The following is a 15,010-nucleotide window of genomic DNA, read 5'->3' on the forward strand; positions in this document are numbered from 1 at the left end:
AGGAGGACCCCGACAACCCCGGCGAGGGACCACCCCCGCGTGCGCGGGGACCATAAGCCGAAGTGGCGGACAGTCAGCCCCACGTCGGGACCACCCCCGCGTACGCGGGGACCACCCGGTAAAGCCCTCGATGTCGAGCGGGGAAAGGGGACCACCCCCGCGTGCGCGGGGACCATATCGGCAACGACGTGTTCGACGGCTGGCAGCGGGGACCACCCCCGCGTGCGCGGGGACCACTAGCGGCACTTCGGCACGCTGAGAATGGGTCAGGGACCACCCCCGCGTGCGCGGGGACCACCTCAAGGGCCAGGAGACGACCGGACTGCTCACGGGACCACCCCCGCGTGCGCGGGGACCACACTGCCGTACGGGGAAATGCTCACGGCCGCCCGGGACCACCCCCGCGTGCGCGGGGACCACCACAGCGCCTCCGAGCGCGCCAACCTCCTGGTGGGACCACCCCCGCGTGCGCGGGGACCACGATGAAGCTGAAGTTGCCGTTCCCGTCGCGGAGGGACCACCCCCGCGTGCGCGGGGACCACTCCGTCACGGTGATCACGATGACCCGGAAGTCGGGACCACCCCGCGTGCGCGGGGACCACGGCCCAGGGTCCCTGGTACCAGAGCAGGGCGTGGGACCACCCCCGCGTGCGCGGGGACCACCGGGAAAAACTGGTCGCGCTGGGCGCGGGACAGGGACCACCCCCGCGTGCGCGGGGACCACTCCCAATTCGCGGGCAGCGCCGACCTGTTCACGGGACCACCCCCGCGTGCGCGGGGACCACAGCGTGCACCGAACCGAGGCTGGGGCACTGCCAGGGACCACCCCCGCGTGCGCGGGGACCACTGTGCTTAAGTGTTCCCGAACGTAGTCAATGCGGGACCACCCCCGCGTGCGCGGGGACCACTACGCGCCCGCCGACCTGACCAGCACCGCACGGGGACCACCCCCGCGTGCGCGGGGACCACGGCCTGGACGGGCTGAACGATCGCTTCACCGAGGGACCACCCCCGCGTGCGCGGGGACCACAGTTCGTGACCTGCGGGTTTATGCGCCCGAGGGGCTGTTTTTACCCACTTCTTGAGAAACGGACATATCTCCTCGATGTAGCAAACCGTCCTGGCCTGGAGTTGGACGTGTACAGGGGTGATTCTGCCCTCTGCCGGTCGCGTGCGGTATCTCGTCTCTGCAAGAGGCAGGGCGTTCGTCGTCGTGTTCGGTTCCAGGACGGCCAGGTGCTGGCTGACCGCCTGGCGGGACAGACCCGGGCCGTGTCTGGTGGCCAGTCGCGCGCATAGCAGCAGCAGAGCGCCCGGCCGGAGACGCGGGCATCCCGCCGGGCGCTCGCTTGAGGGACGGGCTCTACCCGCGCCTCGCCTCGATCACCGCAAGCGGGTCACGCAGCCACGTCTGCTGGCCGCGGTCGGTCACGGTCAGCCCGAACTGGCCCGGGTCCGGGCTGCCGAGTTGCTCGTACTCCCGCCATGCCGTCTCGATCTCTTCCCACATCAGGCCAGGCCCGTACTGCCACACGGCCTCGCCTGTCGCCGTGGCGGCGGCAGCCCCGCTCTCGTGGCTCACCCACACTCGGGCGCCGTCCGGGGTCCCTGTGCCGCTGACCCGGACGCCGGGCAGGCGGGCCCCCGCGTACAGGGCGAACCCGAGGTCGAGGATCCGGGCGGGGTCGAGGCCCGTTCACACCGGTCCGGGAGCTGCCGCCAGACGGCCTGCGGAATGTAGTCGGCGCGCGGCACGGCGTCCCAGACCTTCCGCCACTCCGGGCTGAGTAACCCTCGGTGGGCGAGGCCCTGCACGAGTGCGGCGTAGGTGGGCACCCCATGCTGTGCCGTACTCATGACTGCGGGCTGTGCTTCTGCGGGCGGCTTCCGTCCGGCGACGGGGCCGGGGCGGGGTCCGGCACCCAGGGCTTGTCCGACGGCTCTCCGCCGTGCTTGCCATCGTCGGCCTGTGCGGTGTGCGTGGTCATCCTGTCTCCTTCGTGGGTGGGAGCGTGGCAGTGCCGGAGCAGGGTCACGCTGTGGTCAGAGCAGTGGGCGCCGGTGTCGTCCCGGACGGGGGAGGTGTGCATGCCGCCGTCGGCGTAGCACCACGTCATCGTCCGGGCGTCTGGCACGCGGGGCACTCGAAGGCGGGGAACTGGTTCGAGGCCTCCGGCTGTTCGAGGGGCACGACCTCTGCCTCCTCGCGCACGATGAGAGTGAGCCCGTCGCGGCCCACCTCGTACACCGTGATCGTCATCACGGGTATGCCCCCCGTCGCAGTCGGTGAGATACGCCAGACCGTAGGGACCGCCTGGGCGCGCACACCAGCCATGTGCAGATATGTGCACTCGAACCCCTTCGGGGGCAGCCCCAGGAACGCCCTCTTGACCTCACCCTGGCTGTGCCTGACGGTGTTGCACACAACCGCACACCCCTCAGCCGGAGGTGCCACATGTCGTTACAGTTCATCGGAATCGACCCGCAGACCGGCGACGACGAGAGTCCAACCGTGTGGATCGACCAGGGGAAGGGCGAGCTCGTCTTTCAGGGGTGGAAGCCGAGCCCCGAACTTGAAGCCGAGTGCGCCGCCCTCGAACTTCCCGGGCACGCCGTGGGAATCCCGGACACCGAAGCCGTGGTCCGCATCCCCGCCAGGATGGTGGACATGATCAGGGGTGGCGTGCGATGCCCTCGAATGCGCCAACCACGTTCGCTGACCTCCTGGCCCAGTGTGAACGGTCCGCTGTGCACCTGGAGATGCGGGACGTCTACGCCGTCGACAAGGAGAAGGGCCCGTTCGCGGAATGGCGCGCCGGCTTCCGCCACGACCCAGCAGACCGCGCGTCCTGGTGGCGGCCCTGGCTCGACTTGGTCGCCGAGACTGTAGGCCGCGGTGTCGTCATCCGCCGGGCCCGCATCGTGTCCGAGCCCCTCAGCGAGTACATCCGCTACGAGCACTCCGGCACCTTCACGAACATCGAGGCCGGCGAGCAGGTGCGGTGGCTGCCCCGCCGCCGCGCCTCCGACATCGCCCTGCCCGGCAACGACTTCTGGCTGTTCGACGACCGCCTCGTCCGGTGGAACCACTTCGCCGGCGACGGCTCGTCGCAAGGCCCGGAGCACACTACCGACCCGTCAGCAGTGAAGCTGTGCGGCGAGGCGTTCGAAGCCGTGTGGGGCCGAGGCGTAGCGCACGATCAGTACGAGATCCGCTGACGACCGCACCTGGACAGGCCAGCACATGACCACATCCCCCTCCTCCTCGGCCCAGGCCGCGCGCGAAGGCGTCGCAAAGCGATTGCGTGACCTGCGCAAAGGAGCCGGGCTCACGGTCACCGAGCTGGCCGCCGGGTGCGGCTGGCACCACGCCAAGACATCCCGCATCGAGAACGCCCGCACCGCCCCCTCCGCCGTCGACATCCGCCGCTGGTGCCGTACCGCCGGCGCGGACGCCTTGGCCGAAGATCTCATCGCCCAGTCGCTCCACGCCGCATCGATGTACACGGAGTGGCGCCATCAGGTCCGACACGGACTCGCGCAGCTGCAGAACAGTTCCGTCACCTTCTTCCGGCAGACAGAGCTGTTCCGCGTCTACTCTTCCTCGCTCGTCCCCGGCCTCCTCCAGACCGAGGGGTACGCGGCTGCCGTTCTCGCGATGAGCGCCCGGTTCCGCGAACTGCCGGTCGACGACAGCGCCGAAGCCGCCCGCGCCCGCGTTGACCGCTCGCGCGTCATTCACGAGCGGGGCCACCGCTTCGTCCTCCTCATCGAGGAGGCCGTACTCCACTACCGGATCGGCGACGCCGACGCGATGGCCGCCCAGCTCGGCCACCTCCTCACCGCCGGAGCCCTCCCCGCTGTGTCCCTCGGCATCATCCCGAAGACGGCGCACCGCGAGCAGTGGCCGCGCGAGACGTTCCACCTCTACGACAACTCCCTCGTCTCCGTCGAGCTGGTCTCGGCCCGGGTCCGCATTACCCAGCCCAGCGAGATCGCCCTGTACGCGAGAGCGTTCGAGGAGCTGCGGCAGACTGCGGTGTATGGCGCGGCAGCGCGGGCCCTGGTGGTGAAGGCCATCGACTCCCTCGGCTGACCCCGGGCACGACCCCCACCAGCAACTTCCTTTTCCAGCGGCCGTCGCAACACCCCACCTCAGGGGATGCAGTGGGGGCGCGATTAGGCGGGACCATCCCCGCGTGCGCGGGGACCATCCGGGTCTGGACCACATCGTCACCCGGTACGAGGGACCACCCCCGCGTGCGCGGGGACCACTCCGCGCTGATGCCGGGCCGCGAGTTCGTGAAGGGACCACCCCCGCGTGCGCGGGGACCATGTGCGGGCGGCACTCGAGAACGCCGGCATGACGGGACCACCCCCGCGTGCGCGGGGACCATGGCGACATCCGTGTCGCGCTGATGCTGGAGACGGGACCACCCCCGCGTGCGCGGGGACCATGCCGAAGCGCTGGCGACCGGCATCCGGTGCCTGGGACCACCCCCGCGTGCGCGGGGACCATCGCAAGGAATCCGCGATCCTCGACAGCCTGACGGGACCACCCCCGCGTGCGCGGGGACCATTACGTCGTCGTCCAGGTTCCCGTCGCCACCTCGGGACCACCCCCGCGTGCGCGGGGACCATACACCCACCTGCCACGGCCCGGCCGGGGCACAGGGACCACCCCCGCGTGCGCGGGGACCATGACGACACCGCCCCCCGCAACTACAAGATCGTGGGACCACCCCCGCGTGCGCGGGGACCATACGGCGCGCCCCGGCCGTAGACGGCCCAGCCGGGGACCACCCCCGCGTGCGCGGGGACCATGACGTCTGGATGTCCTGGCACATGGTGGGCACGGGACCACCCCCGCGTGCGCGGGGGCCATCCGGATTCCTTGGCCTTGGCGACGAGCGCCGCGGGACCACCCCCGCGTGCGCGGGGACCATGACGCGTACGGGGTGTTCTTGTCGGACAGGGCGGGACCACCCCCGCGTGCGCGGGGACCATCCGCGATGAGCCAGCTGTTCCGCCGGTACGACGGGACCACCCCCGCGTGCGCGGGGACCATCCGGTGTACGCGGCGACCAGGTCGGCGGCCTCGGGACCACCCCCGCGTGCGCGGGGACCATGGCACGTGGTTCATCCGCCTAACCGGCGCGATGGGACCACCCCCGCGTGCGCGGGGACCATGTCTCTCCGGCCCCGGCCTCGCGCGTCTCGCCGGGACCACCCCCGCGTGCGCGGGGACCATGTCTGGGGGGCGGCCCGGGACCAGGTCGACGGGGGACCACCCCCGCGTGCGCGGGGACCATCACCCCGGAACGGGCAAAACCCCAGGTCAAACGGGACCACCCCCGCGTGCGCGGGGACCATTCACGGAGCACGGTCAGGCGGGCGTCCGTCGGGGGACCACCCCCGCGTGCGCGGGGACCATTTCCCGAAGGTGTTCATCTACTTGCCTCCCTTGGGACCACCCCCGCGTGCGCGGGGACCATCTGGACAGCTACAAGCGCGGGAAGCGGATCGTGGGACCACCCCCGCGTGCGCGGGGACCATCGGACCGCTTTGCGGAGCCGTTCGACGAGGAAGGGACCACCCCCGCGTGCGCGGGGACCATGTGCGCTTCTTGCTGATGCGCAGCGACACCACGGGACCACCCCCGCGTGCGCGGGGACCATAGTTCGTGACCTGCGGGTTTATGTGCCCGAGGGGTTGTTTTTATCCACTTCTTGGGAAACGGACATATCTCCTCGATGCGGCAAATCGTTCTGGCCTGGGGCTGGGCATGTACAAGAGTGATTCTGCCCTTCGCTGGGGCGTGTGCGGTATCTCGTTCTCTGTAAGGAGAAGGGCGTTCGTCGTTGTGTTCGGGATCTCGCGGAGGTGCGTGGCTGCCCTGCGGGAGGTTCGGTGACCTGTCGTGCGCTTTGCCCGTGGCTTCTGTCGGCCGGGGTGCGAGTTGATCGTGGCGCTCGGGCTCAGACGGGTTTGAGCAGGTCGCGGAGGTTGCTCATGTGGGCCTTGACGTCGGCGATCTCGGACGGGTGGGGCGGGGTCTCGTGTGCCGGGGAGTGGGCGGCGCGGCAGGGGCGGCAGAGGCCGTCAGGGAGGGCTCCCGGCTGGCCGGGGCGTCCGCAGTCCGTGCATTCCACGAGAAGGAGGCGGCGGGTTGGTGCGGGGGTGGTGGGTTGGGTGTTCTCGGTGGGGAGTTGGGGCGGGATCTTGTCGGTGAGGCGGCGGCGGAGGAAGCCGAGGGGGCTGTCGACCCGGGCGGGGAGTCCTGCGGTCAGGGCGCTGGTCAGGTAGTCCACGCTTACACCCCGGGCGAGCCATTCCGTGGCTTGCGGTTCCAGCGTGGCGCAGTCGTCGGCGGAGAGGGCCAGGCGGTGGTCGTCGCGGCCGAGGCGCGCCAGGGCGAGGTAGGCGCGGGAAGGGCCAGCCTCGGAGGTGTCGGCCGTCGCGGAAACTGTGCCCGGAACGGGCGGTGAGAGTGGCGTGGGCTCGTCGTCCTGTGCCTGGGCCTGGGTGCGCTGGTGCGGTACGGCGGTGGGCTCGGGGGCCGGTTCCGTACCGCGCCCCTCCGGGGCGGGCAGCGGCGGCGGTTCCTCGGCCGGGGCCCACGGTGACGGCGGTGTCGTGTCTAGCACGGACGGGGACGGCGCGGGGGCTGCGGCTAGCGCGGCCTTCTCGGTGGCGAGGTAGGCGTTCCACCACTCGTTGTCCCGAGCCGTGCGCGACCAGAACGTGCGGAAGACCCAGCGGGTCTCGTCGCCCGCACCGACGACCGGGCACCGTACACGCCGCAAATGCCCGGCGACCGACAGGGAGTTCAGCGCGGTGGAGATGGCCTGCTGCCCGTAGAGCGGGAGCTGCTTGGCCAGCGTCTTCACGCTCATCGCCGCGCCCTCGGGGAGGTGGTCGACGAACCCGGCGACATACCGTTCCCGCGTCGGCAGGAGGACGAAGTCGTCGCGCGTACGCGGGCGTTGGTCGGGTGCGGAGCGTTTGCCGTAGCCGGGCTTGGCCATCGGGTATGCGGGTGAGGCTGCTGGGGCATGCAGGGCAGAGCTATGGTGCTGGATAGCCAAGGGATCGTCTTTCTAGGGTGTCGATCTTGCGGTGAGACCCCGGCCTGGTGCTTGCAACACCGGTCGGGGTCGTTTGGTTCTCGCACCGTAAGCAGTCGTCACGCTGCGCCGCAAGCTGTCACGATTAGTCATACTTGCTGACCGTTACGGAGGTGGGGAGGGAGGGCGGTTTTCCCAAACCCCTTCCTCTACCTACCGGTTAAAGAAGGTGCTCGAATCCCGGGTCCCGCATCCCGAAGCCCGAGTCTTGGCCCCCGAGCTTCGGGCCGCGGACCCACTCACGTACCCCCGCAAGAGTGAACCGACCGCCCCGGGACCCGGGACCCGGGACCCGAGCTTCGGGAGGACTACGTATTGCGGGCACGCGTCGCCGCCCGCCGTGGGTCGGAGCTGTACACCAGAACCGACCAGAACCGGGCGGCAGGCCGCGTCTAGGAGGGACTGTCCTGCCGGTCGGCCGCCCCGGTGGTCCTGGAGGTTTCGGCGGCCTCGGTGATGACCGGGAAGCGGCGCGGGGCCAGGGTGATCAGGGCGAGCAGGGCCAGCGCCGCGGCTCCGGCGGCCCCGATGTAGACGTGGTCCACCGCGGCGTCGACCGCCCGGCGCAGGTAGTCCGTCGCCGCCGCGGAGAGGGTGCCCGGGGCATCGAGGGCGCGGGCGACCGCGTCCAGGTCGTCGGGGAGGCCGGCCACCGGGGCGTCGAGGAGGCGGGCGGCCAGGACGCCGTTGGCGACGGCCCCGAAGACCGCCGCGCCGATGCTCTGGCCGACCTGGCGGCAGAAGAGGACGGACGCCGTCGTCGTACCGCGCTCCGCCCAGCCGACCGTCGACTGGACGCCCACGATCAGCGGGAGTTGGAAGAGGCCGAGCGCCGCGCCGAGCAGGAGCATGAGAAGGGCCGGGTGCCAGGGCTCGCCGGGGTACGGGAGCAGGGGGAAGGCCAGCAGGATCAGCAGGGCCGCGCCGATGCCGATGATCGCGGTCAGGCGGAAGCCGATGCGGTTGTAGACCCGGTCGGACAGGGCCGCCGTGACGGGCCAGCTCAGCGTCATCACGGAGAGTACGAACCCGGCTGCTATCGGGCCGAGGCCCAGCACCGACTGGGCGTACGTGGGGAGGAAGACGGTCGGCGCGACCATCAGCAGGCCCAGCGCGCCGAGCGCCAGGTTGACCGAGGCGATGGTGCGCCGACGCCACACCCAGCCCGGGATGATCGGCTCCGCCGCCCGCCGTTCGATGACGACGGTGAGCACGGCCAGCACCGCGCTCGCCCCGAACAGGCCGAGCGAGGGCGCCGAGAGCCAGGGCCAGGCGACACCGCCCTGTACGAGCGCGGTGAGCAGCAGGGCGCCGGTCGCGAAGACGGCGAGCGCGCCCGCCCAGTCGACGCGGGGCCGGACGGCGGGGCGGGGGCGGGCGGGTTCATGGAGGTGGCGGACCACCAGCCAGAGGGCGATCGCTCCGACCGGGAGGTTGATCAGGAAGATCCACCGCCAGTCGGCGTACCCGGCGAGCAGCCCGCCGACCACGGGCCCGGCGACCGCCGAGGTGGCCCACACTGTCGACAGCTTCGCCTGGATGCGCGGGCGTTCCTTGAGTGGGTAGAGGTCGGCCGCGATGGTCTGGACCGTGCCCTGTAGCGCGCCGCCGCCCAGGCCCTGGACGATGCGGAACGCGATGAGCGCGCCCATGTTCCAGGCGGCCGCGCAGAGGACCGAGCCGATCAGGAACAGGATGATCCCGGCTATCAGGACCGGCTTGCGGCCGAAGGTGTCGGAGAGCTTCCCGTAAAGGGGGAGCGTGACGGTGACGGCCAGCAGATAGCCGGAGAAGAGCCAGGAGAAGACGGTGAACCCGCCGAGGTCCCCGACGATCTGGGGGACGGCGGTGGACACGATAGTGCCGTCGATGGCCGCCAGCGCCATGCCGAGCATGAGCGCCGCCACGACGGGGCGGCGGCCCCGGGGGGTGGTGAGGGCAGGCGGCCCGCCCGTGCTGCCCCCGCCCGTGTCGGGGACCGTACCCGCACCCGCACCCGCACCCGCGCCGGGGCCGACTTCGGCGTCCGTACCGGTTCCGTCCATGCCGGTTCCGTCCATGCCGGTTCCGCCCGTACCGGTTCCGTCCATGCCGGTTCCGCCCGTACCGGTTCCGTCCATGCCGGTTCCGCCCGTACCGGTTCCGTCTGCGCCGGGGGCGGAGCTCGCCACTGTGCCGTCGGCGCCCACGTCGCTCTTGTCGTCCGTGCCGCTCACCGGGTTTCCTTCCCTATGCACGTATCTCCCGGGGCACTGTCTCATCCGGGAGCGCCGTACGGGGCGGGACGAGGAGAACGGTCGAGGGTCCGGCGAGGGGAAGGGCAGGGGAAAGGCAGGGTGGGGAAGGCAGGCAACGGCGGATCCCTCCGCTCCGCTTGGGTGGCCGCCCCGCCCGCGGTTCCGCCGGGGCGAACGGTGCCCCTGACCTCACCTCCCCCCGGGGGACGAGTCCCCTAGGGGGCGCCCCCTCATAGTGGCCAGGGCCCGTTCCTCCCGGCGGAGGACGTGGCGGCAGGGAGCGTTTCCTTAACCTGTTCTTACGTCGCCGCGAGACATCGCCTACGGCCCGCCGCAGGGGGGCGGGTGGGGAAAACCCCACCTGAAGACTGCGCTGGGCACCATCGCGCCGGACACCGTCCAGAACCCAGACTCGGACCGTACCCAATGACGTCCAGTCATCGACCGACATAGGAGAAATACCGTGACAACGGCTGTGACCATTCCCAGGCACGGGGGCACTGGAGGGCGTACGGCCGTCGCGGCGCGAGCGCGGCAGGTCGTGAAGGCGTACGGGACCGGGGAGACCCGGGTCGTCGCGCTCGACCACGTCGATGTGGACATCGCCCGCGGGCAGTTCACGGCGATCATGGGCCCGTCCGGCTCCGGCAAGTCGACCCTGATGCACTGCCTGGCCGGGCTCGACACGGTGACGTCGGGCGAGATCTTCCTCGACGAGACCGAGATCACCAAGCTCAAGGACAAGAAGCTCACCCAGCTCCGGCGCGACCGGATCGGGTTCATCTTCCAGGCGTTCAACCTGCTCCCGACGCTCAACGCCATCGAGAACATCACGCTGCCCATGGACATCGCGGGCCGCAAGCCCGACGCCGCCTGGCTCCAGCAGGTCGTGGACACGGTCGGGCTCTCCGAGCGCCTCAAGCACCGCCCCACCCAGCTCTCGGGCGGTCAGCAGCAGCGTGTCGCCGTCGCCAGGGCGCTGGCCGCCCGGCCGGAGATCATCTTCGGTGACGAGCCCACCGGAAACCTGGACTCCCGTGCCGGGGCCGAAGTCCTGGCCTTCCTCCGCAAGTCGGTCGACGAGCTGGGCCAGACCATCGTCATGGTCACCCACGACCCCGTCGCCGCCTCCTACGCGGACCGGGTGCTGTACCTCGCCGACGGTTCCATCGTCGACGAGATGCAGAACCCGACCGCGGACCAGGTCCTCGACCGTATGAAGCACTTCGACGCACGTGGGCGGACGTCATGACTGTCTGGAAGACCTCGGTGCGCAACTTCCTCGCGCACAAGGGCCGGATGGCCCTCTCCGCCGTGGCGGTGCTGCTGTCCGTGGCGTTCGTCTGCGGCACGCTCGTCTTCACCGACACGATGAACACCACCTTCGACAAGCTCTTCGCTGTGACCTCGCCCGACGTCACCGTCAGCCCGAAGGCGGCCGGCGAGGCCGACGAGCAGCCCGACAACGGCAAGCCCGCCTCGCTGCCCGCCTCCGCCGTCCAGGAGGTCGCGAAGGTCGACGGGGTGAAGAAGGCGGAGGGCGCCGCCCTCTCCATGGCGGTCACCGTCGTCGACAGCGAGAACAAGAACATGGGCTCCGAGACCGGAGCCCCCACGATCGCGAGCAACTGGACCGAGAACGACCTGCGTTCGATGGAGATCACCTCCGGACACGCACCCCGCGGCCCCACCGAGGTGATGGTCGACGCCGACACCGCGAAGAAGCACAAGCTCAAGACCGGTGACGAGCTGCGCATCATCGCCGCCACCGGTGACATCACGGCGAAGATCAGCGGCATCGCGTCCTTCACCGTCACCAACCCGGGCGCGGCCATCGTCTACCTCGACACCGCCACCGCCCAGAAGCAGCTGCTCGGCGCCCCCGACGTGTTCACCCAGATCCTGGTGAGCGCGGAGAGCGGCGTCAGCGATACCCAGCTGAAGAAGAACATCGCCACCGCCCTCGACGGCTCGGGCGCGTACAAGCTCCAGACCCAGCAGGAGGCCTCGGAGGCCAACAAGGACTCCATGGGCGCCTTCCTGGACGTCATGAAGTACGCGATGCTCGGCTTCGCCGGAATCGCCTTCCTCGTCGGCATCTTCCTCATCGTCAACACCTTCTCGATGCTGGTCGCCCAGCGGACCCGCGAGATCGGTCTCATGCGGGCCATCGGCTCCAGCCGCAAGCAGGTCAACCGTTCCGTGCTGGTGGAGGCGGTCCTCCTCGGCATCGTCGGCTCCCTGCTCGGCGTCGCGGCCGGCGTCGGCCTCGCCGTCGGCCTGATGAAGGCGATGGGCGCGGTGGGCATGGAGCTGTCCACCGGCGACCTCACCGTTGCCTGGACGACCCCGGTGGTCGGCCTCGTGCTCGGCGTCGTCGTCACCGTCCTCGCCGCGTACATCCCCGCCCGTCGGGCCGGCAAGGTCTCGCCGATGGCCGCGCTGCGCGACGCCGGGACCCCCGCTGACGGCAAGTCCGGCTGGATCAGGGCCGGTATCGGTCTGTTCCTGACGGCGGCCGGCGGTGCGTCCCTGTGGGCGACGAGCCAGGCGGACAAGGCCACCGAAGGCTCGATGTTCCTCGCCCTCGGCGTGCTGCTGACTCTGATCGGCTTCATCGTGATCGGCCCGCTCCTGGCCGGTGTGGTGGTGCGCGCCCTGAGCGTCGTCGTCCTGCGGCTCTTCGGCCCGGTCGGCCGGCTGGCCGAGCGCAACGCCCTGCGCAACCCCCGGCGTACGGGAGCGACCGGAGCCGCCCTGATGATCGGGCTCGCCCTGGTGGCCTGCCTCTCCGTCGTCGGGTCCTCCATGGTGGCCTCGGCCACCGAGGAGCTCGACAAGTCGGTCGGAGCGGACTTCATCGTCCAGGACAGCGGCGCCGGGCGGCCGATCGTGCCCCAGGCCGCCGAGGCCCTGGACGCCGTGCCGCACCTGGAGCACATGACGAGCTACACCTACGTCGAGGCGAAGATCACCGCCCCCAACGGGAAGACGGAGGACGACGGGATCACCGCCGCCGACCCGACGTACCAGCAGGACGTCCGGCGCACCGCCCTCTCCGGCGACCTCTCGAAGGCCTACGACAAGAACGCCATGTCCGTCGGCGAGGACTACGCCGAGAAGCACGGGGTCAAGGTCGGCGACACCCTGACCGTCGCGTTCAAGGCGGGGGAGACGGCGAAGTTGAAGGTCGTCGCCATCACCTCCGACGACACCAACATCGACCGCGGCGCGATGTACACCAACCTCACTACGGCGGCGTCCTACGTCCCGGCCGACCGGATGCCGCAGAACGTCGCCATGTTCGGCAAGGCGGAGGAGGGCAAGGAGAAGGAGGCGTACGCGGCCCTGAAGAGTGTGATGGCCGAGTACCCCGTCTACAAGGTGCAGAACCAGGCCGACTTCAAGGAAGACCTGAAGGACCAGATCGGCCAGTTGCTGAACATCGTGTACGGCCTGCTCGCCCTGGCGATCATCGTCGCGGTGCTCGGTGTGGTGAACACCCTCGCCCTGTCCGTGGTCGAACGGACCCGCGAGATCGGCCTGATGCGCGCCATCGGGCTCTCCCGCCGCCAACTGCGCCGCATGATCCGGCTGGAGTCCGTGGTCATCGCCCTCTTCGGGGCGCTGCTCGGACTCGGACTCGGGATGGGCTGGGGCACCGCGGCCCAGAAGCTGCTGGCGCTGGAGGGCCTGGAGGTCCTGGAGATCCCGTGGCCGACGATCCTCACGGTCTTCGCCTGCTCCGCCCTCGTCGGACTGTTCGCCGCTCTCGTCCCGGCTTTCCGGGCGGGCCGGATGAACGTCCTGAACGCCATCGCGACGGACGGGTGAGCGAGCGCCTTCCCAGCAACGGTGACCCTCCGGGCGTCACCGTAGGCTGACCCGCAGGCCCCGGGACGTTCCTCCAAACGTCCCGGGGCCGAGCGCGTTTCCCGCACCGGCAGGCGATGGACACCACCGGGAGCCCTCGGGCCTCGGCTGAGCTCAGTCCGGATGGGGCAGGGCCGCTTCGAGCGAGCACCGCAGCGGCCCTGACCCCGGGCGGATCAGGCCGCTGTCGGGGTCAGGCCGCTGTCGCCCACTCCACCCCGAGCGCGGCGAGCTGTTCGCGCTGCTGGTCGCTCAGCTTCTCCCGCCTGCTGCGGGTGTTGCTGATCCAGGTGCCGAGCCGGGCCGGTCCGCGACTGCCGCCGTTCGGTGCGGGCCGCGCGAAGTGCCCTCAGCCTGAGGAGTGGAGCGGCCCGGTCGCGGTCGAGCGCGAGGGCTGGGCAGGCCGCCCGGACACCTTCGAGGGCTTGGTTGCCCTTCTGCGTGAATGGGGCGCAGTCCCTCCTTGACCGTTTCGTCCCAGCGGGAGCGCCGAGGGCCATCATCCGGTCATCTGGCTGCTGCACCGCCGGGTGCTCGCCCGGGAGGCGACCGGGACACAGCGCCCGCCGAGCGGGAGGTCCGCACCGCCGACAATCGGTCACGCGGCGTAGAACCATAGGGTCATCGCCAGGGCCAGTGGGATCGGGCACGCCAGGACTGCCAGCAGGAGGCTGCGTGTGTCAGCGGACATGTGCCTCACCCCCGGCACCAGGCGGACCGCGACGAGCACGGCCGCACCACCGAACAGGCCGGCGAAGCAGCGCAGGAGGAATCCCCCCACAGGCATGCCCTCCGCCGCGCTCCACAACGCTGTCGTCCCGACCACGAAGCCCAGGCAGGCGAGGGACGTCATCGTCAGCACCCACAGCCCTGCGGCAAGGAGCGCCACAGGGGTGTGCCGACGCGGAGGAGTGAGCCGGGCCGGTCGGTAGAGAGCGTCGTACGTGCGAGGGTCCATGCCCTGATCCTCGCCAGTTCCCTGCCGCCCGAGCATGAGATGGACTACTCAAACCGAGCGCCACCTCGTGCCTACTCAGTCGTCCCGCTCAGACCGAGCTCAGGGCCTAGATCCAGCCGCGTTCCCGGGCCAGCAGTGCGGCCTGCGCCCGGCTGGCCGCGCCGAGCGTCTGCATCAGATCGGCGACGTGCCGCCGATAGGTCCGCACCGACACTCCCAGCTCCCGCGCGCCCGCCTCGTCCTTGCCCACCGTGCACATCGACACCAGCACCCGCCGCTCGATGCCGGAAGGGCGAAAGGCGCCCTCGCCGCTCTCCGGGCCGTCCCCCGCCCGGGACGGGTCGTCGGCCGCCTGGTCCCAGATCCGTTCGCACAGGGAGACGATGCTGGAGACCAGGCCGCTGCGGTGGGCCAGGAGCGCGCCCCGCGAGGTCTCGGGAGGGGGCGTACGGGCCCCCTGCTCCGCGCGTAGACCGTCAACGACGTGCCGCGACCGGGTGACGCGCTGGAGCTCCTGATGGAGCGTGTGGAGCCGGATGTCCACCAGTCGGGTGAGAGCCACCTCGGGATCCGTCGGGAAGATTTGCCGCTCGGCGTCCTCGGCGCGCAGCAGCCCCAGCTCCTGGAGCCGGGCGATCCGGGCGTGCGCCTCCCGAGGGCGGGAGTGCGACAGGCGGGGGAGGTCGTCGGCGCGGGTGCCGGGGTTGCGCAGGAAGTGCCGGTAGATCTCTTCCTCGGCCTCCGGGACCCCGAAAGCAGACAGCTCGTTCTCGCCCACGTACGCCCCCGATGCCTGGTGCCGTGGAGGCGTACGC

General features: G+C 70.8%; 10 protein-coding genes, 4 pseudogenes and 2 CRISPR repeat arrays (1 of these 16 cut by a window edge). Of the genes and pseudogenes, 5 read left to right on the plus strand and 9 right to left on the minus strand.

Annotation, left to right across the window (positions count from 1 at the left end; translation table 11 throughout):
* Positions 1 to 1,030: a CRISPR direct-repeat array (repeat unit 28 nt; unit sequence GGGACCACCCCCGCGTGCGCGGGGACCA); it begins 402 nt to the left of the window's first position.
* A gap of 191 nt (positions 1,031 to 1,221) precedes the next feature.
* The 4 genes and pseudogenes from ACH4KB_RS26580 to ACH4KB_RS26595 form a co-directional block, all read right to left on the minus strand.
* Positions 1,222 to 1,308, minus strand: a pseudogene (locus ACH4KB_RS26580) (transcriptional regulator); the annotation flags it as partial.
* A 55-nt stretch (positions 1,309 to 1,363) separates the two neighbouring features.
* Positions 1,364 to 1,693, minus strand: a pseudogene (locus ACH4KB_RS26585) (methyltransferase); the annotation flags it as partial.
* Between the two features lie 160 nt (positions 1,694 to 1,853).
* Entirely contained in the window at positions 1,854 to 1,988 is a 135-nt protein-coding gene (locus tag ACH4KB_RS26590) for a hypothetical protein (RefSeq protein ID WP_274030583.1), read from the minus strand.
* Positions 1,989 to 2,113: 125 nt separating this feature from the next.
* A complete protein-coding gene (locus ACH4KB_RS26595) occupies positions 2,114 to 2,425 on the minus strand; it encodes a hypothetical protein (protein ID WP_398068414.1) in 312 nt (103 codons plus the stop codon).
* 30 nt (positions 2,426 to 2,455) lie between these two features.
* On the opposite strand from ACH4KB_RS26595, the pseudogene ACH4KB_RS26600 reads away from it, so the two are divergent.
* The 3 genes and pseudogenes from ACH4KB_RS26600 (at position 2,456) to ACH4KB_RS26610 (ending at position 4,096) form a co-directional block, all read left to right on the plus strand.
* A pseudogene (locus ACH4KB_RS26600) lies at positions 2,456 to 2,720 on the plus strand (hypothetical protein).
* The gene (locus ACH4KB_RS26605) at positions 2,689 to 3,219 is read left to right on the plus strand and encodes a DUF6879 family protein (protein WP_398068415.1); all 531 of its coding nucleotides are present in this window, start codon (positions 2,689 to 2,691) and stop codon (positions 3,217 to 3,219) included. The pseudogene ACH4KB_RS26600 and the gene ACH4KB_RS26605 overlap by 32 nt, the downstream one beginning before the upstream one ends.
* A 25-nt stretch (positions 3,220 to 3,244) precedes the next feature.
* The gene (locus ACH4KB_RS26610; RefSeq protein ID WP_398068416.1) at positions 3,245 to 4,096 is read left to right on the plus strand and encodes a helix-turn-helix domain-containing protein; all 852 of its coding nucleotides are present in this window, start codon (positions 3,245 to 3,247) and stop codon (positions 4,094 to 4,096) included.
* Between the two features lie 89 nt (positions 4,097 to 4,185).
* Positions 4,186 to 5,678: direct repeats of the CRISPR family, unit length 29 nt; unit sequence GGGACCACCCCCGCGTGCGCGGGGACCAT.
* Between the two features lie 300 nt (positions 5,679 to 5,978).
* Here ACH4KB_RS26610 and ACH4KB_RS26615 read toward each other — a convergent pair.
* The gene (locus ACH4KB_RS26615) at positions 5,979 to 7,028 is read right to left on the minus strand and encodes a MarR family transcriptional regulator (protein WP_398068417.1); all 1,050 of its coding nucleotides are present in this window, start codon (positions 7,026 to 7,028) and stop codon (positions 5,979 to 5,981) included.
* A 491-nt stretch (positions 7,029 to 7,519) separates the two neighbouring features.
* Positions 7,520 to 9,187, minus strand: a complete 1,668-nt coding sequence (locus ACH4KB_RS26620) for an MFS transporter (protein WP_398068510.1) — start codon at positions 9,185 to 9,187, stop codon at positions 7,520 to 7,522.
* A gap of 640 nt (positions 9,188 to 9,827) precedes the next feature.
* On the opposite strand from ACH4KB_RS26620, the gene ACH4KB_RS26625 reads away from it, so the two are divergent.
* Both ACH4KB_RS26625 and ACH4KB_RS26630 read left to right on the plus strand, forming a co-directional pair.
* A complete protein-coding gene (locus tag ACH4KB_RS26625) occupies positions 9,828 to 10,616 on the plus strand; it encodes an ABC transporter ATP-binding protein (RefSeq protein WP_398068418.1) in 789 nt (262 codons plus the stop codon).
* Positions 10,613 to 13,198 carry an ABC transporter permease gene (locus tag ACH4KB_RS26630; RefSeq protein WP_398068419.1) on the plus strand — a complete coding sequence of 862 codons (2,586 nt, stop codon included), beginning with the start codon at positions 10,613 to 10,615 and terminating at the stop codon, positions 13,196 to 13,198. The genes ACH4KB_RS26625 and ACH4KB_RS26630 overlap by 4 nt, the downstream gene beginning before the upstream one ends.
* Before the next feature lie 232 nt (positions 13,199 to 13,430).
* Here the strand turns inward: ACH4KB_RS26630 and ACH4KB_RS26635 are convergent.
* The 3 genes and pseudogenes from ACH4KB_RS26635 to ACH4KB_RS26645 form a co-directional block, all read right to left on the minus strand.
* A pseudogene (locus ACH4KB_RS26635) lies at positions 13,431 to 13,526 on the minus strand (hypothetical protein); the annotation flags it as partial.
* A gap of 309 nt (positions 13,527 to 13,835) precedes the next feature.
* Entirely contained in the window at positions 13,836 to 14,195 is a 360-nt protein-coding gene (locus ACH4KB_RS26640) for a hypothetical protein (protein WP_398068420.1), read from the minus strand.
* Positions 14,196 to 14,301: 106 nt separating this feature from the next.
* On the minus strand, positions 14,302 to 14,973 hold the full coding sequence (locus ACH4KB_RS26645; protein WP_398068421.1) for a DNA-binding response regulator: 672 nt from the start codon (positions 14,971 to 14,973) through the stop codon (positions 14,302 to 14,304).
* Between the last annotated feature and the right edge of the window lie 37 nt (positions 14,974 to 15,010).

It is taken from the genome of Streptomyces sp. NPDC017520 (genome assembly GCF_044329855.1).
Classification (GTDB): domain Bacteria; phylum Actinomycetota; class Actinomycetes; order Streptomycetales; family Streptomycetaceae; genus Streptomyces.

Excerpts from the sequence above, each read along its gene's own strand:
- ACH4KB_RS26615 (WP_398068417.1), bottom strand. The coding sequence starts at position 7,028 with ATGGCCAAGCCCGGCTACGGCAAACGCTCCGCACCCGACCAACGCCCG.
- ACH4KB_RS26630 (WP_398068419.1), top strand. The coding sequence starts at position 10,613 with ATGACTGTCTGGAAGACCTCGGTGCGCAACTTCCTCGCGCACAAGGGC.
- ACH4KB_RS26620 (WP_398068510.1), bottom strand. The coding sequence starts at position 9,187 with ATGGACGGAACCGGCATGGACGGAACCGGTACGGACGCCGAAGTCGGC.
- ACH4KB_RS26640 (WP_398068420.1), bottom strand. The coding sequence starts at position 14,195 with ATGGACCCTCGCACGTACGACGCTCTCTACCGACCGGCCCGGCTCACT.
- ACH4KB_RS26610 (WP_398068416.1), top strand. The coding sequence starts at position 3,245 with ATGACCACATCCCCCTCCTCCTCGGCCCAGGCCGCGCGCGAAGGCGTC.
- ACH4KB_RS26590 (WP_274030583.1), bottom strand. The coding sequence starts at position 1,988 with ATGACCACGCACACCGCACAGGCCGACGATGGCAAGCACGGCGGAGAG.
- ACH4KB_RS26605 (WP_398068415.1), top strand. The coding sequence starts at position 2,689 with ATGCCCTCGAATGCGCCAACCACGTTCGCTGACCTCCTGGCCCAGTGT.